18 protein-coding genes are annotated in these 19,852 nt (G+C 63.0%); 8 read left to right on the forward strand and 10 right to left on the reverse strand.

From position 1 onward, the window contains the following. Window positions 1-6 precede the first annotated feature (6 nt). The 5 genes from Q9Q94_RS07420 to Q9Q94_RS07440 all read left to right on the forward strand — a co-directional run bounded on the left by Q9Q94_RS07420 (window position 7) and on the right by Q9Q94_RS07440 (window position 5,946). A complete protein-coding gene (locus tag Q9Q94_RS07420; RefSeq protein ID WP_305979390.1) occupies window positions 7-1,116 on the forward strand; it encodes a uroporphyrinogen-III C-methyltransferase in 1,110 nt (369 codons plus the stop codon). Between the two features lie 10 nt (window positions 1,117-1,126). Further along, the gene (locus Q9Q94_RS07425) at window positions 1,127-2,299 is read left to right on the forward strand and encodes a heme biosynthesis HemY N-terminal domain-containing protein (protein WP_305979391.1); all 1,173 of its coding nucleotides are present in this window, start codon (window positions 1,127-1,129) and stop codon (window positions 2,297-2,299) included. 266 nt (window positions 2,300-2,565) lie between these two features. Next, a complete protein-coding gene (locus Q9Q94_RS07430; RefSeq protein ID WP_305979392.1) occupies window positions 2,566-4,473 on the forward strand; it encodes an ABC transporter substrate-binding protein in 1,908 nt (635 codons plus the stop codon). A gap of 98 nt (window positions 4,474-4,571) precedes the next feature. Continuing rightward, entirely contained in the window at window positions 4,572-5,033 is a 462-nt protein-coding gene (gene ybeY, locus Q9Q94_RS07435) for an rRNA maturation RNase YbeY (RefSeq protein WP_305979393.1), read from the forward strand. 70 nt (window positions 5,034-5,103) lie between these two features. Further along, window positions 5,104-5,946, forward strand: a complete 843-nt coding sequence (locus Q9Q94_RS07440; protein WP_305979394.1) for an HlyC/CorC family transporter — start codon at window positions 5,104-5,106, stop codon at window positions 5,944-5,946. On the opposite strand, the gene Q9Q94_RS07445 is transcribed toward Q9Q94_RS07440, so the two are convergent. The 5 genes from Q9Q94_RS07445 to Q9Q94_RS07465 form a co-directional block, all read right to left on the reverse strand. Then, complete coding sequence (locus tag Q9Q94_RS07445) at window positions 5,943-7,106, reverse strand: hypothetical protein (protein WP_305979395.1); 1,164 nt, start codon at window positions 7,104-7,106, stop codon at window positions 5,943-5,945. The two genes, Q9Q94_RS07440 and Q9Q94_RS07445, sit on opposite strands and share 4 nt — an antisense overlap. 136 nt (window positions 7,107-7,242) lie before the next feature. Next, window positions 7,243-8,178: a Nudix family hydrolase gene (locus Q9Q94_RS07450; RefSeq protein WP_305979396.1), complete on the reverse strand. Its 936-nt coding sequence runs from the start codon at window positions 8,176-8,178 to the stop codon at window positions 7,243-7,245. A 79-nt stretch (window positions 8,179-8,257) separates the two neighbouring features. Continuing rightward, window positions 8,258-8,710, reverse strand: a complete 453-nt coding sequence (locus Q9Q94_RS07455) for a GNAT family N-acetyltransferase (protein ID WP_305979397.1) — start codon at window positions 8,708-8,710, stop codon at window positions 8,258-8,260. A 21-nt stretch (window positions 8,711-8,731) separates the two neighbouring features. Then, entirely contained in the window at window positions 8,732-9,169 is a 438-nt protein-coding gene (locus Q9Q94_RS07460) for a hypothetical protein (protein ID WP_305979398.1), read from the reverse strand. Window positions 9,170-9,186: 17 nt separating this feature from the next. Then, a complete protein-coding gene (locus Q9Q94_RS07465) occupies window positions 9,187-10,056 on the reverse strand; it encodes an ATP-binding protein (RefSeq protein ID WP_305979399.1) in 870 nt (289 codons plus the stop codon). A gap of 68 nt (window positions 10,057-10,124) precedes the next feature. Here Q9Q94_RS07465 and Q9Q94_RS07470 point away from each other — a divergent pair, with 68 nt between their 5' ends. Beyond that, on the forward strand, window positions 10,125-11,390 hold the full coding sequence (locus Q9Q94_RS07470) for a murein transglycosylase A (RefSeq protein WP_305979400.1): 1,266 nt from the start codon (window positions 10,125-10,127) through the stop codon (window positions 11,388-11,390). A 2-nt stretch (window positions 11,391-11,392) separates the two neighbouring features. Here the strand turns inward: Q9Q94_RS07470 and xerC are convergent, their stop codons facing one another. From xerC to Q9Q94_RS07495, 5 genes are all read right to left on the reverse strand, one after another. Next, window positions 11,393-12,334, reverse strand: a complete 942-nt coding sequence (gene xerC, locus Q9Q94_RS07475) for a tyrosine recombinase XerC (protein ID WP_305979401.1) — start codon at window positions 12,332-12,334, stop codon at window positions 11,393-11,395. Window positions 12,335-12,371: 37 nt separating this feature from the next. After that, window positions 12,372-13,025: a DUF484 family protein gene (locus tag Q9Q94_RS07480; RefSeq protein ID WP_305979402.1), complete on the reverse strand. Its 654-nt coding sequence runs from the start codon at window positions 13,023-13,025 to the stop codon at window positions 12,372-12,374. Window positions 13,026-13,062: 37 nt separating this feature from the next. Continuing rightward, window positions 13,063-13,899, reverse strand: a complete 837-nt coding sequence (gene dapF, locus Q9Q94_RS07485; RefSeq protein ID WP_305979494.1) for a diaminopimelate epimerase — start codon at window positions 13,897-13,899, stop codon at window positions 13,063-13,065. A gap of 236 nt (window positions 13,900-14,135) precedes the next feature. Next, on the reverse strand, window positions 14,136-15,005 hold the full coding sequence (locus Q9Q94_RS07490; RefSeq protein WP_305979403.1) for a lysophospholipid acyltransferase family protein: 870 nt from the start codon (window positions 15,003-15,005) through the stop codon (window positions 14,136-14,138). Beyond that, window positions 15,002-15,886: a lysophospholipid acyltransferase family protein gene (locus tag Q9Q94_RS07495; RefSeq protein ID WP_371929821.1), complete on the reverse strand. Its 885-nt coding sequence runs from the start codon at window positions 15,884-15,886 to the stop codon at window positions 15,002-15,004. The genes Q9Q94_RS07490 and Q9Q94_RS07495 overlap by 4 nt, the downstream gene beginning before the upstream one ends. 203 nt (window positions 15,887-16,089) lie before the next feature. Here Q9Q94_RS07495 and metK point away from each other — a divergent pair, with 203 nt between their 5' ends. Both metK and Q9Q94_RS07505 read left to right on the forward strand, forming a co-directional pair. Beyond that, window positions 16,090-17,253, forward strand: coding sequence for a methionine adenosyltransferase (gene metK, locus Q9Q94_RS07500; protein WP_305979404.1), 1,164 nt, complete (start codon window positions 16,090-16,092; stop codon window positions 17,251-17,253). 284 nt (window positions 17,254-17,537) lie between these two features. Then, the gene (locus Q9Q94_RS07505; protein WP_305979405.1) at window positions 17,538-19,772 is read left to right on the forward strand and encodes an EAL domain-containing protein; all 2,235 of its coding nucleotides are present in this window, start codon (window positions 17,538-17,540) and stop codon (window positions 19,770-19,772) included. Window positions 19,773-19,852: the final 80 nt, after the last annotated feature.

A 19,852-nucleotide genomic window follows, 5' to 3' on the forward strand; every position in this document is an offset into this window, starting at 1 on the left:
TCGGCCATGGAAAACCAAGCACTCACCCCGTCTCCCGTGCCTGTGCCGGCTTCCGAGCCGAAGCACCGCACCGGTCCGCGCTGGAACCGGATTTTCACTTCAGCCGCGATAGCCATTCTTGCCGTCCTTGCCTGGCAGACTTACGACACGCGACAGGCCCTGCGCGATACGCAGGGCGAGTTGGCCCGACGCCTGGCCGAAGGCGACAAGGCCGCGCAGGAAGCGCGGACTCTGGCGCGTCAGAGCCAGGAAAGCATCGACACCCTGAAAGCGCGGATGGGCGGCCTGGCGGCCAAACAGGACGAGGCACAGGAACAGTTTGCCATGCTGGAAACCCTGTCTGCCGAACTCTCCCGGGCGCGTGACGAGCGGGCCGTGGCCGAGGTCGAGCAGGCCGTGAACATCGCTGCCCAGCAGCTGCAGCTGGCTGGCAACGTATCGGTTGCACTGGCCGCGCTGCAAAGCGCCGACAATCGTCTGGCCCTGCTGGATCAGGCGCGCTTCCTGTCGTTGCGCAAGCTGATCGCCCGCGACATGGAGCGCCTCAGAGCCTTGCCGATGTCCGACGTGAGCAGCGTGGGGCTGCAGCTGGAAACCATCATGGGGCGCATCGAAAGCATGCCGCTGGGTTTTGAACACGCTCCGGCGAGCACTCCCAGGGCTCCCATCAAGGCGGCTGCACAGAAAGGCGGCAAGCCGGTTGCCGCTTCAGTGCCGGCCGCGACCGCTTCCGACGTGCCCGCCCCAAGCGTGGTGATGGGCTTGCTGCAGGATGTGTGGGGTGAATTCCGCCAGCTGATCCGCATCGAGCGCATGGATCGCCCCGACCCGGCCTTGCTGGCGCCCGGACAGGCTGCCTACCTGCGCGAAAATCTGCGCCTGCGCCTGCTCTCCGCACGGCTGGCCCTGATGCAGCGTGAAGGCAAGCTGTTTGCCGAAGACGTGCGTCAGTCGCGGGAATGGCTGCAGCGCTATTTCGATGTACAGGCCCGTCCGGTGGCGGACACACTGAATGAGCTGGCGCAGATCGAGCGCGCCCGCTTGACCATGACCCTGCCCAGCCTGGAGGAAACGCAAGCAGCACTGCGTGGCTTCAAGCTCGGCGGCAAGCGTTGAGGCGGCAACCATGCGAGTGATCCTGTGGGTGCTGGGCCTGTGCGTACTGGCGGTGGGGCTCACCGTCGCGGCGCGTTACAACGAGGCTTATGCCTTGCTGGTGTGGTGGCCGTACCGTGTGCAGATTGCGATGAATCTGCTGGTCCTGCTGCTGCTGGCGGGTTTCGTGATTGCCTACCGGCTGGTGCGTCTGGTTGTGCGCGGCATGGAGATGCCCGGCGAGGTGCAGGCCTATCGTCTGCGCCGGCGCAGCGAGCAGGCCCAGCGCGCCATGCACGAGGCCGAGCGTTTCTTCTACGAGGGGCGTTACGGGCAGGCGTTCCGCAGTGCGGCGCAGGCCTATGAGGGCATTGCCCGTCCCGGGCTGGCAGCGCTGCTGGCGGCGCGCTCGGCACACGCGATGCACGACACCGAACGGCGCGATGCCTGGCTCGCGCATGCGGCTGAATACGATGGCGACATCCGCATGGCACGCCTGATGAGCGAGGCTGAAATGGCCTTGTCGGAGCGCCGCTTTGACGACGCGGCACATCATCTGGAAAGTTTGCGGGCCAGCGGTCATCGCCATCTGGCGGTCCTGCGCCTGTCCTTGCAGACCGAACAGGGGCGTGGGCGCTGGGCTGAGGTGGCGCGTCTGGCGCGGACCCTGCGCAAGCATGAGGCGCTAACCCAGGAGCAGGCGGCGCCTTTGCTGCGGCGTGCCCAGCTGGAGTTGCTGCGGGATGCGGATGGCGATCTGGCCGCGCTGGAGCGCGTGTGGCAGAGCATTCCGGCGCAGGAGCGGCGCGATCCGGGGTTCCTGTTGCGGGCGGTGCCTCATCTGATTGGCGCCGGCGATGAAAAACTCGGCATCGAGGCCATTGAAGAGGCCCTCAAGCACGACTGGGAGCCCGAACTGGCCATCCTGTATGGTCGCTGCAAGAGTGCGGACCTGCGTGCGCAACTGGCGACGACCGAGACCTGGCTGAAGGAACATCCGGAAGATGCCGGTTTGCTCCTGGCGCTGGGGCGCCTGTGCCTGCGTGGCCAGTTGTGGGGCAAGGCGCAGAGCTATTTTGAAGCCTCCCTTTCGCAGCAGGCCTCACGTGCCGTACATCTGGAGCTGGCGCGTCTGGCCGAGCGCCTGGGCCGCAAGGAAGATGCGGAGCGCCATTATCGCGAAGCAGCCAGTCTGGGCGTCTGATTCCAGGCACTGCACGGCAAGCAAAGACCCGTCCGGGGCCAACCGGGCGGGTCTTTTTTCATCTGCCGTCGGTCGGTTTTGCAGGCAAGCTTCCGGGTGAACAGGAAAACTGTGCATGACCCAAGCGGCATGATGCCTCTGGCCGGAACCTGAGGCCGGGAAGTTTTTGTGCAGGCATGCCGGGGTGTCTCGACAAGCAGCGGACCCGTTGCCACAAAACAGTGAGGCCGGGATAGCGGTATATCTACAGGACCAAAGGAGATCATGTGAACAAAACCATGCTGATCAGCGCACTCGGCGCGATCACCACATTTGTTGCAGCACCATCCGCCCTGGCATACAGCGAGGCCCCGGCGCTGGCCGCTCTGGTCAGGGAGGGCAAGCTGCCGTCCCTCGACAAACGCCTGCCCGGCAAGCCGGAGGTCATCAAACCCGTCGATCATATCGGTACGTATGGAGGCACCCTGCGTTCCGCCCTGCGTGGCAACGGCGATGTGAATGGCATTCTCAGGCTGATCAGCCCTCAGGGATTGGTACGCTGGAATACCGACTTTTCGGGGGTGATCCCGAACGTGGCTGAAAGCTGGACGCTGAGTCCGGACGCCCGGGAATTCAGTTTCAAGCTTCGCGCGGGCATGAAGTGGTCGGACGGAGCGCCTTTTACGGCGGACGACATACTCTTTGCCGTCAATGACCTGCTTGGCAACAAGCAGTTCTTTACCGCTCCGCCCTCGCATTACGTCAATGACGGCAAGGTCGTGACGGCCGAGAAAGTTGACGATACGACCGTCAAACTGAAATTCACCGGCGCCTACCGGGCGTTCATTGAGCAACTCGCAACACCGCTCGGGCAGCATCCGGTGATGTACCCCAAGCATTACTGCCAGCAATTCCACCCCAAGTACAACCCGAAAGCGGATGAGCAGGCAAAGGCCGTCAAGCTCAGTGACTGGACGGCCCTGATGCGCCAGAAATGTGGCGATATTGAAGTCTCCACGCGCTGGGGCAACGTCGATAAACCGACACTGGATCCGTGGGTGCTGGTCGATCCGTACGGGGGCAATTCCACGCGCGTCACCATGAAGCGCAATCCCTACTTCTGGCAGGTCGACACCGCTGGCAACCAGTTGCCCTATATCGACAACATCCGCTTCCCGATCATCTCGGAGCCGGAAACCATCATCCTGTCGATTCTTAACGGCCAGCTCGATTTTCAGGTCCGGCATGTCAACAACATTCAGAACCGGCCTGTTCTCGTCGAAGGTGCAACCAAGGGCGGCTACAAGGTACTCGGGCTGAATGACAGCAACGCAACCGGTCTGGCGGTCTTCATGAACCAGACCACCAAGAACGAGAAGTTGCGTCCGTTCATGCGGCAAAAGGATTTCCGGGTGGCCCTGTCGCTGGCCATGGACCGCAAGGAGATCAATGACATCGTTTTTCTTGGGCAAAGCGAGCCCTGGCAGATCGGCCCGGCGCGAGCCAACAAGTATTACAACGAAAAGCTGGCCAAGCAGTACACCACGCAGGATCTGAAAACGGCCAACGAACTGCTCGACAAGCTGGGGCTCGCCAAGCGGGACTCCGAGGGATACCGGCAATACCCGTCGGGGGGACGTGTTTCTCTGGGGGTGATCGTCAGCATTGCTTCGCCGTACCAGATCGAGGCGCTTGAACTGATGCGCAAGCAGTGGTTCAAGGCGGGTCTGGAGCTGGTGATCCAGAGCTCCGAGCGCTCGCTCTACTATGACCGTGGCAACAACAATGACTACGATCTTTCCGTCGACAGTCTGGCCGGCGGTTATGACCCGACCCAGAACCCGCGCGGTTTCCTCGCCGTGCACGCCCAGGAGTCGCGCCAGAGCCTGCCGTGGGTGCGCTGGCTCGACAGCGGTGGCAAGCAGGGAGAAGAGCCGCCAGCGAGCATGAAGAAGCGTCGCGAGCTGTTTGATCAGTGGAAAGACGCCAAGACCGATGCAGAAGCCGATGCACTGTTCAAGCAGATTCTGGTGATCGCCGCCGATGAACTGGAAGTGCTGGGTACGGTTACACCGGCCAAGGCGGTTGCCATCAAGAGCAACCGGCTGGGCAATGTTTACGAAAAAATGCCGTGGAGCTGGACTTACCCGACTCCGGGCCCGTCCCTGCTGCAGCAGTGGTACTTTGTGAAGTAAGGGCAGCGGCCCTTCTGCGCGGTGTGGCAGAAGGGCCGATTTGACGCTGGCGGCCGGATGTCGCAAGATCGTGCCCTGCCCAGAAATTTCCCTGCTCCATGTCGCAAGCTGCAGTTCCCCGTCGTCTCGATCTTTCCGTTCAATACGCCCTTCCGCACGAAGCGCTGCCCACGCGCGCGCAGATCCGCCTCTGGGTCCGTGCAGCGGAACCCGGCGCTGCACGCATCACTGTGCGTTTCGTCGACCGCGAAGAAGGTCGCAGTCTGAACGCGGGCTATCGTGGCAAGGATTACGCGACCAATGTCCTGTCCTTCCCCTATGAAACCGAGCCTGTCCTGCTGGGAGACCTCGTCCTGTGTTGGCCGGTGGTGATCGAAGAGGCCGCAGTGCAGGACCAGAGCGCTGAAGCGCATTGTGCCCACCTGATAGTGCATGGCGTGCTCCATCTGCAAGGCTGGGAGCATGAAGATGATGCTGAAGCCGAAGAAATGGAAGCCGAGGAGCGCACGATTCTTGCTCAGCTTGGCTATCCCGATCCGTATGCCAACGAAAAGATCTGAGTCGTTTGCGTAAGCGGACCTCACCTCCGGATTGCCGGATGACGCTACGCTAAGCCGACCCACAGGAACCATGGACCCTTCCCCCAGTCGCCCCAGTATTCTTGACCGTCTTTCCGCCCTGCTTACCCGCGAGCCGGATGAGCGGGCCGAGTTTGTCGAACTCCTCCACGCCGCACACGAACGCAAGCTATTCGATACCGATGCTCTGGGCATCATCGAAGGCGCCCTGCAGGTTGCCGATATCCCGGTGCGTGAAGTCATGGTGCCGCGTGCTCAGATGAACGTGGTGCGCATCGATCAGTCCATTGACGAGATCATTGACATCGCCATCCGTACCGGTCACTCCCGCTTTCCCGTGGTGGGTGAAGACAAGGATGACGTGCTCGGGGTGCTGCTGGCCAAAGACCTGCTGCCGGTGCTGCGTCATCCCGAGCTGAATCTGCAGGCGCTGCTGCGCCCGGCGACCTTCATTCCCGAATCCAAACTCCTGAACCTGCTGCTGCGCGAATTCCGCGTCAGCCGCAATCACATGGCTGTCGTTGTCGACGAATACGGCGGTGTGGCGGGGCTGGTAACTATCGAGGATGTGCTCGAACAGATCGTTGGTGACATCGAAGATGAATATGACTTCGATGAAGACGCTGACAACATCGTGCCTGCGCCCGGCGGGCGCTGGCGCGTCAAGGCCCTGACCGAAGTCGAGGATTTCAACACTGCGTTCGATTGTCGGATGCCGCGTGAAGATGCGAGCACCATCGGCGGTCTGGTCATGCATCATTTCGGCCGCATGCCCGCGCGTGACGAAAGCATCGAGATCGGTGGCTTCCGTTTCAAGGTGCTGCGAGCCGACAGCCGTCGTGTCTATACCCTGCTCGTCGAGCGCCTGCCCGCGCCGGACGGGGTTGGAGGCTAGGCCCCGGGAGACTGCGCGAGCAGTCTGACCGCTTCATCCTGCGTGGCACGGATGCGGACGAAATACTGCTGGTAGCGGGGGGCGCCAATACAGGCCAGGATCTTGCCGATCGGGTTGTAGGCGTAATGCCACTGGAACATGTCGCACGTCGTGGCGCTCTCGTCCGGGTGCGTCATCATGAATTGCTGCTGGTTCAGCGTTGCCTGCGGGTGGTATACCAATCGAAGTACCCAGTGGCCGTGCTTCCGAACACCAGCCTTCCCCAGATCGTTGTCGAGCGTATTTCGCATGAGGCGCAATTCACCTGCCAGCAGGCGCTGCTGGATTGCCGATTCGTCCAGAACGGAGAAATCCTGCAGGTCGCCACGCAGGCTCTGCAGCACCTGTGCCGCACCCCGGTTCTTGTTCTCCAGCATACCTTGCAGCAAGGCCTGATCACTCCGGATCTGAGTGGTGGCGATCATTGCGCCAAGCAGGGTATGGCTTTGTTCCAGTGCTGTTAACCAGTAGTGCATGTGTTGTGCAAAGCGGGCTTCAGCTGCTCTGTCCCCGGCCTGCAGGCGCAAGGCCAGATCGATGCGGGCCAGACTGGCAGCCTTGGAGCCCGGAGCGTAGGGCAGGAAGACCGTCATGCTTGAAGCATCTTCCTCGTGAAATCCAGGCAGGGCGATGGCGGCGTAGTAGCGCGCCAGCGCGGGCTGCTGCTGACTGACGAGCTTCTTCAGTTCGGCTTGTTTCGCAAGGATGCACGGCAGGACGTCTGGCCCGTTCTGGCGGACATTGCACAGACTGGCGTCGATACCGCTGTTTTGCCAGGCCGGGCCAAACTGGCTGAGATACGTCTCGGCCATGTCTGGCGGGTTAGGGGACTCTTTCAGGCGTTCGATGATCTGCCGCCCGACTGTGGTACCCGGCTGTTTCTCCACGCCAATGGCAATCATCGCCAGCCAGGCATTTTCGGCGTCCGGCACGGTGTTGGGCGGCACGGCGAGCCAGGCCTGCGCCTCGGGAGTGAGTGCTTCGTCCTGCCAGTTGATCGCCACCAGTACGATAAGGATCAGTACGCCCAAACCGGCCAGACTGGCGCAGATCCAGGTCGCCCAGCGCAGCAGGCGGCGCCACAGAGGGCGGCGGAGTTCGGTGTCAGGCTGGGCATTCATGGCAGATTCCGGTCAATGCGAAAGGCATGGATGGATTGTGGCACAGCCTGAAACTCAGGGTCTCAATTGTCCGCAGGGCGTTGCGCCGAATGTGTGTTTTCCCATACGTCGCAATGTGCCTCGCTTCGATTGTGGCCTACGCCCACGCCCCGCGAATCATTGCCATGCCGTGGGCACCGTGGGCGCGGGCAATCGCCATGTCATTCGGGCCGAGGCCGCCGATGGCGAGCACCGGCATCGGCAGATCGGCGGTGAGCTCATTGAAGCGTGCCCAGCCCAGATCCGGCTGGCCGGCGTGGCTGGGGGTTTGCTGGACGTGGCCAAGGAGCGCGTAGTCCAGCCCGAGTCCGGCTGCTTTTTCCAGCTCGGCGCGGGTGTGGCAGGAGGCGCCAATCCATTCGCCGTCCGGACGTGTATCCAGTTGCATGAGCAAACGCGCCGGCAGATGCAGGTTGCCTGAAGAGCCGCATCCAGAGCCGATCTCAGCGGCATTCAGGCTGCAGATCGCGCCCACCTTGGCGCAGCGCGCCTGCACCTCGCGGATGAAGGCTGCGCGCGGCTCTTCAGGCATGTCCGGTTCACGCACCTGCACCCAGCGCAAGCCGTTTGCCAGTGCGCGCTCCAGTGCATCGAGCTGCTGTTTCACGCCAACCTGCGCGGCCTGGGTCACTCCCATCACGCGCGGCAGGCGCAGGGCCTTGAGGATCGGGCCGTTGGCCGGCAGCATCGGGCCGACTTCGAGTGCATCTGCCTGCTGCCAGGCCAGCGCGCTGTGCACGTGAGCTTTCGCCTCGCCGCGCCATTGTGTGACCTCGAAGAAATGCAGATGCACGTGGGCGTGCTCATACACATGCTCGCGGGTCAGCCAGGGATTGGCGACTTCGACCTCGATGGCCAGTTCTTCGCGCAGCTCGCGCAGCAGCGCCTCGCGCGGCGTTTCGCCGGCTTCGACCTTGCCGCCGGGGAATTCCCAGTAGCCGGGGTAGAAGGTGTCCGGTGCGCGCTGGCCGAGGAGGAATGAGCCGTCCGGACGAGTGATGACGGCGGCGGCGACGTGGGTGATTTTTTTCATGGTCTGTCAGTGTGTGGGGTGCGCACTGCGCACCGCTTGTCATGTGTATGAGGCCGGATCGGCGTGCGCTGTGCGCACCCTACCTGGCTGATTGTGGCTGGCGAAGGTAGTAAATATCCCATTCGGTTTCGTCGCACTGCACGAAGCCGTGGCGTTGGTAGAAATGGTTCGAGTCGCTGCCGCGCAGCGCGCCGACGCGGACCGGCAGGTTTGCCGCATCGGCGCGTGCGAAGACGTGTTGCAGGGCGGTTGCGCCGAGCTGGCGATTCTGGAAGTCCGGGTGGATGTAGAGGTGATCAAGCAGCAGCGTATCCGCCTGCGGCTTCACGACGAGAAAACCCGCGACCTGCCCGTCACACAGAATCCACTGTGTGTGCTCGGACTGGAAGCCTGCGAGGAAGCGCTCGCGCGCACGTTGCGCGTCGAACCGCCCCGCCTTCTCCAGGCTCGGGCGCATGGCGGCAATGCGCAGCGTGACGAGGGCTTCGGCGTCTTGGGAGCGACAGACTTGGAAGGCAAGGGTGGTGCGCATGTCTCTGGCCCGTTCGGTTTCTCAGTCCTGGCCAAACTGAACCGCGCCAAACCGGTTCAGCGATGCAAGCCCGAAGGCGACTAGCAGGGCCAGCACGCCGCCGCCGATTTCAAGCAAGCGCCAGTGTTTGTTGATTGGCAGGATTTCGTGCCCTTGGGTGACGCGAATGCAGGTTTTGAAAAGTCGGCTGCTCTGTACTTCGATGGTGTCGCCGTCCTGCAGCCTTGTATAAACAGAGTGTCCTACCTTGCAGGACGAAATCTGGCTGCCCGTCAGATGGAGCTTGTAATCGGTGTGGGAGGAGGGGAGCCGGCGTCCGTTTTCCGGGTTGATGTCTCTCTGCGTAAAGCTGGAGTGGCGATCTACTTGCGCAGACTCGACGCGAGCGGGGAGCAGGATGTCCAGCAGCAGGACGACTGCAGCAATGAAGGCGGCGGCGCGAATCAGGGTATTGAGCATGTTTCAGGGCCGTAAGTTCAGGCGATCTGCCGCCCCGCAAAATCCCGCGCAAACTGCCAGGCCACGCGGCCGGTGCGTGAAGCGCGCATCTGTGACCAGAGCAGGGCTTCGGCGCGGATGCTCTCGTCCCACGTGGCAAGGTCGACGCCGAAGGCGCCCAGCCAGTGACGCACGATATCCAGATACTCATCCTGACTGAAACTGTAGAAGCTGACCCACAGGCCGAAACGGTCCGATAGCGAAATCTTCTCTTCCACCGCTTCGCCGGGGTGGATCTCGCCATCGCCATGCTGCGCACCGAGGTTGTCGCTCATGTACTCCGGCATCAGGTGGCGGCGGTTGCTGGTGGCATAGATCAGCACGTTGTCAGGCACTGCCGCGAAGCTGCCGTCGAGCACGCTCTTGAGTGCCTTGTAGGCGGGCTCGCCGTCTTCGAAGCTGAGGTCGTCGCAGAACAGGATGAAACGCTCCGGGCGCGTGGACACCAGTTCGACGATGTGCGGCAGGTCGATCAGATCGGTCTTGTCGACCTCGATCACACGCAGGCCTTCGGCGGCGTATTCCGTCAGCACGGCGCGCACCAACGAACTTTTCCCGGTGCCGCGTGCGCCGGTGAGCAATACGTTGTTGGCGTGGCGCCCATGCACGAACTGACGCGTGTTGGCGGCGACGCGGGCTTTCTGCTCGTCGATGTCCTGCAAATCGGCGAGCTGGATGGTATGCAGCGTGCGCAGCGGTTCCAGCCAGCCGCGCCCCTGGCGGGTGCGCCAGCGGTAGGCCAGCGCACTCCAGTCTGGTGCGGGTGGAGCCGGAGGCAGGAGGGCTTCAAAATGCGTGAGCAGATGCTCGGCGCGCAGGAGCAGGCGTTCCAGATCGGGGGAAATCATGGCGGGCAGCGTTTGTGCGACAAGGGAGGCCAGTATACTTGTCGCTCCGGCAGATGAGGACAGCAGGCATGAAGCAGGTCTTGAGTTGGGTGGTGGTTCTGGTTCTGGCAGGGTGCTCGGTGCATCCCTATCCGGGCGTGCGGCCCGAACCCGCGCCGCAGCAGTCTGCGCCGCTGCCGGCACAGAGCGCACCGGCTTGCCCGGTGTGCCCGGAGCCTGCGCCAATCCGCCCTGTGGAGCCACTGCCGACGGTGTCTGCTCCGTCGGCTGCACCCTTCAGTGCGGCGCAGTGGTCCGACCTGCCGGCCTGGCAGGCGGACCACCTCGATGATGCCTGGCCGGGTCTGCTGGCCTCGTGCAAGGCGCTGCGGCAGCCAGAGATGAAGGCCGCCTGGGCTGAGACCTGCGCGGCGGCGCAGGCGCTGGGTGACAAGCCGGGCACGGCGCGGATCCGTGCTTTTCTCGAAGAGCGTTTGCAGCCGCAGCAGATCGTGAACGCCGATGGCAGCCGCGAAGGGCTGATCACCGGCTACTACGAGCCGCTGATTCACGGCAGCCGCTGGAAGAGCGCGAAGAACCCGGTGCCGGTGTTCGGCGTGCCCGATGACATGCTCCAGCTTGATCTGGCCGAGGTGTATCCGGAAACGAAAGGCCTGCGTCTGCGCGGCCGGATTGATGGCAAGAAGGTCGTGCCCTACTGGTCGCGTGCGCAGATCGAGGCGGCGGGCGAGGCGTTTCCGGCCAGGACATTGCTGTGGGTGAATGATCCGATCGAATACTTTTTCCTGCAGGTGCAGGGTTCGGGCCAGGTGCAGCTGGCCGATGGTTCGCGCGTGCGCATCGCCTATGCCGACCAGAACGGTCATCCCTATAAATCCATCGGCCGCTGGCTCATCGACAAGGGCGAGCTGACGCTGGCACAGGCCGGCATGGCGGGCATCCAGAACTGGGCCCGGGTCAATCCGCAACGCCTGTCCGAATTGCTCAATGCCAACCCGAGCTATGTGTTTTTCCGCGAGGAGGCCGCCAATGGTGAAGGGCCGAAGGGTTCGCTGGGCGTGCCGTTGACGGGCGGGCGGGCGATTGCCGTCGACACCCGCATGGTTCCCTTGGGGGCTCCTGTATTCATCAGCTTTGCCATGCCGGATGGCAAGCCGGTGCAGCGACTGGTGATGGCGCAGGATACCGGTGGTGCCATTCGTGGCCGGGTGCGGGCCGATTTTTTCTGGGGGTTTGGCGCCGAGGCAGGTGCCCAGGCCGGCAGGATGCGTCAGCAAGGCCGCATGTGGGTGCTGTGGCCCAAGGGCGCGGCATTGCCTGCCGTGACGATGTAGGCTCAGGCCTTCTTCTTTGCGCGCGGATGCGCGGCATCGTAGATTTTTGCGAGATGCTGGAAGTCGAGGTGGGTGTAAACCTGCGTGCTGCGGATGCTGGCGTGGCCAAGCAGTTCCTGTACTGCCCGCAGGTCGCCGGATGACTGCAGCATGTGCGAGGCGAAGCTGTGGCGCAGCATGTGTGGATGGACGTGCTGCGGCGCGCCTTTCTCTCGGGCCCAGCGGGCCAGCCGGGCCCGGATCATGCCCAGCGAGAGGCGAGCGCCGCGCTGACTGACGAAGAGTGCGACCTCATCAGGGGCTGCCAGCGTGGCACGCACTTCCAGCCAGCTTGTCAGGGCTTCCAGTGCCTTGCCGCCGACCGGCACGCGGCGTGTCTTGCTGCGTTTGCCGAAGACCGTGACTTCGCCTTCCGCGATGCTGCAGGTGCCGGTCAGATCCAGTCCGCCAAGTTCGGCCAGACGCAGGCCGGAGGAATAGAACAGCTCGAACATGGCGATGTCGCGCATCTCCAGAACATCCTCTGGCGTGGCATCAAGGAGTGCGCTGGCGGCATCCACTGAGAGCGCTTTAGGCAGCGGTTTGCCGGCCTTGGGGGGACGGATGCCGAGCACCGGATTGGCGGCAAGCTGACCACGCGCCAGCAGCCAGCGGAACAGCCCGCGCCAGCATGACAGGGTGCGCGCAATCGATCGCGCCTCCAGCCCGCCGGCATGCAGTTTGGCGACGAAGCGGCGGATGTCGGCCGGTTTGATCTCGGCCAGCATGCGACCGGAGCAGAGCGTCTGCAGCTTGCCCAGATCGCGCTGATAACTGGTCAGAGTATGCGGGCTGGCGCGGCGTTGCGTGCCGAGATAGGACAGCCAGGCTTGCGCCTCTGGCGTGAGCGGATCCTGGTTGGCGGGAGCTGCTTGCCGGGTGGGGGGCGTGGAGGGTTTGGGCATCGTCGCGTCTTTTGTTTCCCCAGGGCCCGGCGCGGCCTTACCCGATTTGTTTCAACACTGCTGCGCCCACCAGATCGCCGATGCGCTCCACGTACATGGTGCCCATCTCGGGGAAGAAGCGTTGCGGGTCCTCCGAGCCGAGCGCGAGCATGCCGAAAATCTGTGCATCACGGCGCAGCGGGATCAGCGCGATGGATTCGAGGAAGGCGCCGTTCTCGCCGAACCAGCCGAGAATTTCGCCATGCGGTGCCGCCGGGCCACAGTAGGGCTGGCGCAGGTCGGCGGCGAAGAAACGCAGCTCTTCGCTGACCTCGATGAATTCCGGTACCGGGCGCTTGAGGATGCTGTTCCAGATGCGCAGCGCCACATGCGGCACCGCGAAGTCTTCCTGCAGGTGGTTGTACACCGCGAAGTTAACCGCCTCGAAGCTTTCTGCCAGCAGCAGGGAGAGGGTCAGTCGATGGACCTTCTCGGCAATCACGTCATTCTCTTCGCCGAAGCTCACCAGCTCGGCCAGTTTGCCCTGCACCTGGGCCAGCTTTTCGCGCAGGGTCAGCAGCTGGCGCTCGGTCAGCGAGATGGCCTGTCCGTTCATGGGATGCGGCACGGTCAGTTGGTTGAGCAGATCCGGATGCTCGTCGAAGAACTCCGGGTGCGCCTGGAAGAAAGTGATGATGTCTTGTGCGTTCATGGTTTTGTCCGGGAAGTCGGGAGTGGGAGGTGGGGAGTCAGGCGCGTGCCTCGATCTCGCCCTCGAATACGCTGACCGCCGGGCCGGTCATCAGCACTGGTGTGCCGGGGCCGTTCCAGGCTATCGACAATTCGCCGCCACGGGTTGCTACACGCACTGGCGAGACCAGCAACTGACGCTGGATGCCGGCTACCACGGCGGCACAGGCGCCGGTGCCGCAGGCCAGCGTTTCACCCGCGCCGCGCTCGAAGACGCGCAGGCGGATGCTGTGTTCATCCACCACCTGCATGAAACCGGCATTCACGCGCGCCGGGAAGCGCGGGTGATGTTCGATGCGCGGGCCGAGCTGCTCGACCGGTGCGGTGTCGGCATCGGCGACCACCTGCACGGCGTGCGGGTTGCCCATCGACACGGCGGTGATCGCCAGCACCTGGCCGTCTACCTCCAGTGGCTGCACCACGGCATCGGACTCCGATACGAAGGGGATGCGCGCAGGGGTGAGTTCCGGCACGCCCATGTCCACCGTCACCAGCCCGTCATCATTCAGATGCGGTGCAATGATGCCGGACTTCGTTTCGACGCGGATTTCGGTCTTGGCGGTGAGCTGCTTGTCGACCACGAAGCGCACGAAGCAGCGCGCACCATTGCCACACTGCTCAACTTCGCTGCCATCCGCATTGAAGATGCGGTAACGGAAATCCACGCCCGGCTGTGTTGCCCTCTCGACGATCAGAAGCTGGTCGCAGCCGACGCCGAAACGCCGGTCGCCCAGCGCCCTGGCCAGTTCCGGAGTCATTGAAATGGCCTGATTGATTGCGTCGATCACGACGAAATCATTGCCCAGACCGTGCATCTTGGTGAATTTGAGCTTCATGGCGGGAGTATATCGCCGCATGTGGCGGCGGTGCTGAGTACGGCAGCGCGAGTGCCGGGTGAATGCCGGCGTTTCATGGGCAAGGTGCAGGCCCGATCTGTGGAGGGGGTGGAGAGGCGTATCTGGCGGGCTTCTTCAGGAATGGGGACTGAAGAGCCTTGTCCTGCGTGGGTTTTGAGGTGGGCTTGCCGGAAATCCTTGTCAGTAGGGGTTTTCCGGCCATCACTCCACAGACCTCAGTAAAGCTTCGGCTCGCCCGGCGGGCGGGTCTTGAAGCGTTTGTGCACCCAGTAATACTGCTCGGGCGCCTTGCGGACTTCGCTTTCGATGAAGGCGTTCATGCGGGCCGTGTCGGCGTCCGGGTCGTCGCTGGGGAAATTTTCCCAAACTTCGCCAAATTCGCAGACATAGCCCTGTGCATCCGGCTTGGCAAGGATGATCAGCGGGATTACCGCAGCTTTGGCGAGTTTCGCGATGCGTGGCAGGCCCGGCACGGTGGCGGTCTGAACGCCGAAGAAGGGTACGAAGATCGAGTCGCGCGGACCCAGATCCATGTCCGGCAGGTAGTACAGCGGGCGACCCGTCTTGAGCGCCTTGACCGCGCCGCGAATGCCTTCCTGGCGCGACAGCAGGTGCTGGTTGCCAAAGCGGGTGCGGCCGTGGAGCAGCATTTTTTCCAGCAGCTTGTTGTTCTGCGCGGAATACACGCTGACGCAGTCGACCTCCATGGCCAGGCGATTGCCGACATCCAGATTGGTGAAATGCGGGATCAGCACGATGACGGCGCGGCCCTCGCGCTGCAGGGCCTGCAGTTTCTCCAGCCCGCGCAGCTCGACATTGCGCCGGATGCGCGCCTCGGAGGCCCACCAGACCATGCCGCGTTCAAGGAAGGAACGGGTGACGGCGACGACATTGCGGCGGGCCAGCTTGCGTCGCTCCGTTTCGGAGAGCTCCGGAAAGCACAGGCGCAGATTTGTCAGCACCACCCGGCGGCGCGGAGCCACCAGCACGTACAGCAGATGGCCGAGCAGCCAGCCGAAGGCGGCTTGCACGCGCAAGGGCAGCCAGTGGAAGAGCCACAGGAAAGCGAGAAAAATGCGGGTCATGTGTTTTCGGTGGATTCAGCGGGTGGCGGGTTGGCACCCGCCGGGACTTTGTAACGGTTGTAGCCCCACAGATACTGCGTGGGGCATTGGCGGATCAGGTGTTCAACCTCGCGATTGATGGCGTGAGCACGCTCTTCGAGCGAGCCTTCAATCGGCATCTGCGGCGCCATGATATGCAGGCGCCAGCCTTTGCCGGTGATGCGTTCGCCCCAGAAGAGCAGCACACGGGTGTTCTTCACTTCCGACAGGCGCGCCGCCAGGGTCATGGTGTAGGCCGGCTTGCCGAAGAACGGCACCCACAGACCTTCGCCTTTGCCGGGTGCCTGATCCGGCAGCAGGCCGGTGGCGATGCCTTGGCGCAGCCCCTTGATGATGCTGCGCACGCCTGCCAGATCGGCCGTGGCCAGCGAGAGCTGCCCGCGCGCGCGGCCGGCGCGCAGGATCGGTTCGACACCGGCTTGTTTGGGCGGGCGGTACAGCACAGTCATGGGGAGATGAGTGCCGAAGTACAGCGAGGCGATTTCAAAGCAGCCCATGTGCGGGGTTAGCGCGATGACGGTGACGCCCTCTGCGCGCAGCGTTTCAACCAGATCCCAGCCGATGACTTCGACGAGGTGCCCCATGACCTCCGCGACTGGGCGCTGCCATACAAAGGGCAGTTCCAGCATCATGCGGCCGGTTTCGCGAGCGTTTGCATGCAGCTCCGCGGTGGTGGGCTGGCGCCCCAGTCCGCGCGCCAGATTTTCCAGCAGACGCCGCCGGTAGCTGCCGGACAGCCAGAAAGTGGCCAGTCCGGCCAAGCCTCCCAGCCGGTGCAGGGTGGGGAGGGAGCAGCGCCCCAGGAGGCGAAACAACGGCGGGAGCAATGAGTTCAGAGACACGGACGGGCAGTGCGGGCGATAGACGCTTGCATTATAAGGGCGGCTACCTATAATCCCCGAACCGCCGAGTTAAAGACAACTTGCAGGGCGGTGGCAGGGCGCAGGCCGTGCCGGCAAATTCTGCTAAAGCGTCGACCACTCGAAACCCCGGAGTCGGCCGCGCCGACGAATATCCGGGGTTTTTGATTTTGTGGAGTGCCAACATGGCCAATGATTACCTCTTCACTTCCGAATCCGTTTCGGAAGGTCATCCGGACAAGGTCGCTGACCAGATTTCCGATGCGATCCTCGACGCAATCTTCGCGCAGGATCCCCGCTCCCGCGTGGCCGCCGAGACCCTCTGCAACACAGGTCTGGTGGTGCTGGCCGGTGAAATCACTACCAACGCCCATGTGGATTACATCCAGGTCGCCCGCGACACGATCCGCCGCATCGGCTACGACAACACCGAGTACGGTATCGACTACAAGGGCTGCGCGGTCATGGTCTGCTACGACAAGCAGTCCAACGACATCGCCCAGGGCGTCGACCATGCCAATGACGACTACCTGAACCAGGGCGCTGGTGACCAGGGCCTGATGTTCGGCTATGCCTGCGACGAAACGCCCGAGCTGATGCCGGCGCCGATCTACTACGCCCACCGGCTGATGCAGCGTCAGGCCGAGCTGCGCAAGGACGGTCGTCTGTCCTGGCTGCGCCCGGATGCGAAGAGCCAGGTGACCTTCCGCTATGTGGATGGCAAGCCGGTCGAGATCGACACCGTCGTGGTGTCCACCCAGCACGCGCCGGATGTGTCGCAGGAAACCATCCGCGAAGCCGTGATCGAGGACATCATCAAGGCCACCATTCCGGCGGCCCTGCTGAAGAATCCGACCTACTTCGTGAACCCGACTGGCCGTTTCGTCATCGGTGGCCCGCAAGGCGACTGCGGCCTGACCGGTCGCAAGATCATCGTCGACACCTACGGCGGCGCTTGCCCGCACGGCGGCGGCGCATTCTCCGGCAAGGATCCGTCCAAGGTTGACCGTTCGGCCGCTTACGCCGCCCGCTATGTGGCCAAGAATGTGGTGGCGGCTGGCCTGGCGCGCGAGTGCCAGGTGCAGGTCGCCTACGCCATCGGCGTGGCCAAGCCGATGAACGTGACCGTGTTCACTAACGGTACCGGCGTGATCGCCGACGAGAAGATTGCTTCGCTGGTGGCCGAGCATTTCGATCTGCGTCCGAAGGGCATCGTGCAGATGCTCGACCTGCTGCGTCCGATCTATCAGAAGACGGCGGCGTATGGTCACTTCGGTCGTACCGAACCGGAATTCACCTGGGAGTCGACCGACAAGGCTGCGGCGCTGCGCGCGGCGGCCGGGCTGTAATCAGGCCGTCAGCAGGTAACAGAAAAAGGGTCGCGCAAGCGGCCCTTTTTTTTGTTGCTGAAGAGGCCCGCAGGTACCGGCTTTGCGGCAGGCTTGCCAAATAGACCAACGCCTCCTTGTTGTGCGTGCTGGTCTGTCGGTGCTGCTGTGCAGCAGGGTTGTCGCCAGATTTCCCTGATTGCTGCTTTGCCAAGGCTGTGTGACCATTCAGAAAGACGGGGTACATGCCGTCTACGTAGTGAGTCGAATCTGCTGCATTCCCGATCATTGACCTGGGTTCCCGTGTGACAGCTCAACACGATCTGCAACTGGACGAGCCCTTCCTGTTTGCCGAGGAAGGTCCCGCACATCCTGATGACGCCGCGTCAGTGCTGCACTGGCGCTGTCTGATCGTGGATGACGACGAGGGTGTTCACCAATCCATGGTTTTTGCCATGAACAACCTCATGGTTGAAGGGGGGCGCATCGAATGGCTGCATGCGTATTCGGCACGTGAGGCGCGCGAATTGCTGGCGCGTGAGCGCGATGTAGCCCTGATCGTGCTGGATGTGGTGATGGAGCATGAGCAGGCTGGTCTGGACTTGGTGCGAGCCATCAGGGTGGATCTCGGTCTGGCCGATACCCGCATCATCCTGCATACAGGGCAGCCCGGATTCGCTCCGGAAATCGCCGCGATCCGCGATTACGACATCAACGATTACCGTACCAAGTCCGAGCTGACGCGCAACCACATCTACACCTGCCTGGCCTCGGCAATCCGGACCTATCGGCAGATCCGCAGCATCGAGGCCAGCCGCCAGCAATTGCGCCGGATCATTCAGGCCGGCAATGTGCTGATGAGTCAGGCTGACGAGGCCACCTTTGCGCAAGGCGCACTGGAGCTGTTTTCCGGCTTGCTGCAGATCGAGAGCAGCGGTCTGACCCTGCTGCACCATCCGGGCTCCAGCATTGCAGAATTGCAGGTGGTCTCTGCAAGCGGCGAATGGCGCGCCCGGACCGGACAGGCACTGACAAGTCTGGGCGAGGATATCCGCAATTGCTGTCTGCGCAGCCTTGAGAGCCGTCAGGCCGAATGGGGGGCGACAGGCGTGGCCCTGAGCATTCCGGGGCGGGATGGCGGCATGCTGGTTTTATATCTGGACGCGCTTCCCCAGGCGCGTCGCCTGGTGGACGACAGTGTGCTGGAAATCTTTGTCGCGCATTTTTCGGCCTGTCTCAATAACCGTCTGTTGCTGGGGCGCCTGCACCACGATGCCTTCTTCGACCGTCTGCTGGGCTTGCCTAACCGGCGCTGCCTGAACGAACTGGTTGAAGCGCACTATGCTGATGGGACTCAGGCGCAAATGACCCTGGCCCTGATCGACATCGACCGTTTTGGTGAGATCAACGAAGCGCTCGGACAGACTTTCGGTGATGCATTGCTGCAGGCCATGGCAGGGCGTCTGGAAGCGAGCGTGCAGCGCAAGGCCATGCTGGCGCGCTTGTCCGCAGACATCTTCGCGGTGTTTGGTCCAAGCGACTGGGTCACGCCAGAACAACTGCTGCCCCTGTTTGCCACGCCGCTTTCGGTGCTGGACCAGGAAACCATGGTGTCGGTCACGATCGGCCTGACGCGCCTGGTCGAAGTCGAGGCCAGTGATGGGGCTGCGGCGCTGGAGGCCGCGTTTCAGGCTTTGCGTACTGCCAAGACGACCCAGCGTGGTCAGTTGGCCTGGTATTCGCCGGATCTGTCACGACAGACTCATGAGCGCGTTAATCTGCTCAACGGTTTGCGGATGGCGCTGCGTTCGGCAGGCTTGTTTGTCGTGTACCAGCCGCAGATCGCGCTGGGTGATCGCCGCCTGATCGGTCTGGAGGCACTGGTGCGCTGGCGTACCGAGAGTGGCGAGCCGATCGGGCCGGACCGTTTCATTCCGGTGGCCGAGCAATCCGGGCTGATCCGCGAAATCGGTTTCTTCGTGCTGCGTGAAGCCTGCGGAGTTCTCGCCAGCTTGCATCGCGAGGGAGATGCCCGTCTGCGCATGGCGGTCAATGTTTCGGCCATCCAGTTCCGCCATCCAGCGTTCCTGCAGGAGCTCAAATGCATCATTGCCGATTCGGGAATCGATGCCCGTTGTCTGGAACTCGAAATCACCGAATCGATTGCGATGGAAGATACGGTCTACGTCCGCGAGACGCTTGATGCACTGCACGCAATGGGGATTCAGTTGGCCATCGATGATTTCGGTACGGGCTACTCTTCGCTGGCCCAGCTCAAGGGGCTGGCGGTGGATCGGCTGAAGATCGACAAGGCCTTTGTCCGCGATCTGAATGAGGCCGACGCGGATGCCAGCATTGCCGGGGTGGTGATCCAGCTGGGGCGGCGCCTGGGCAAGGAGGTGATTGCCGAGGGCGTGGAAACCGAAGATCAGGCCATGCTGCTCGGTCGCATGGGGTGCCCCGAGGCGCAAGGCTATCTCTTCGGGCGACCGATGCCGCTGGATGAACTGCGCGCCTGGATCGGTCGGCAGCCCGCCTGATTGCGGTGTCGTGCCACGCAGCTTTCCCGGCGGGAGCCGTGTTGCCGGACTATCCTGAAGCGGACTCCGGCGGGAGAGAA

It is taken from the genome of Uliginosibacterium sp. 31-16 (assembly GCF_030730865.1).
Classification (GTDB): Bacteria; Pseudomonadota; Gammaproteobacteria; order Burkholderiales; family Rhodocyclaceae; genus Uliginosibacterium.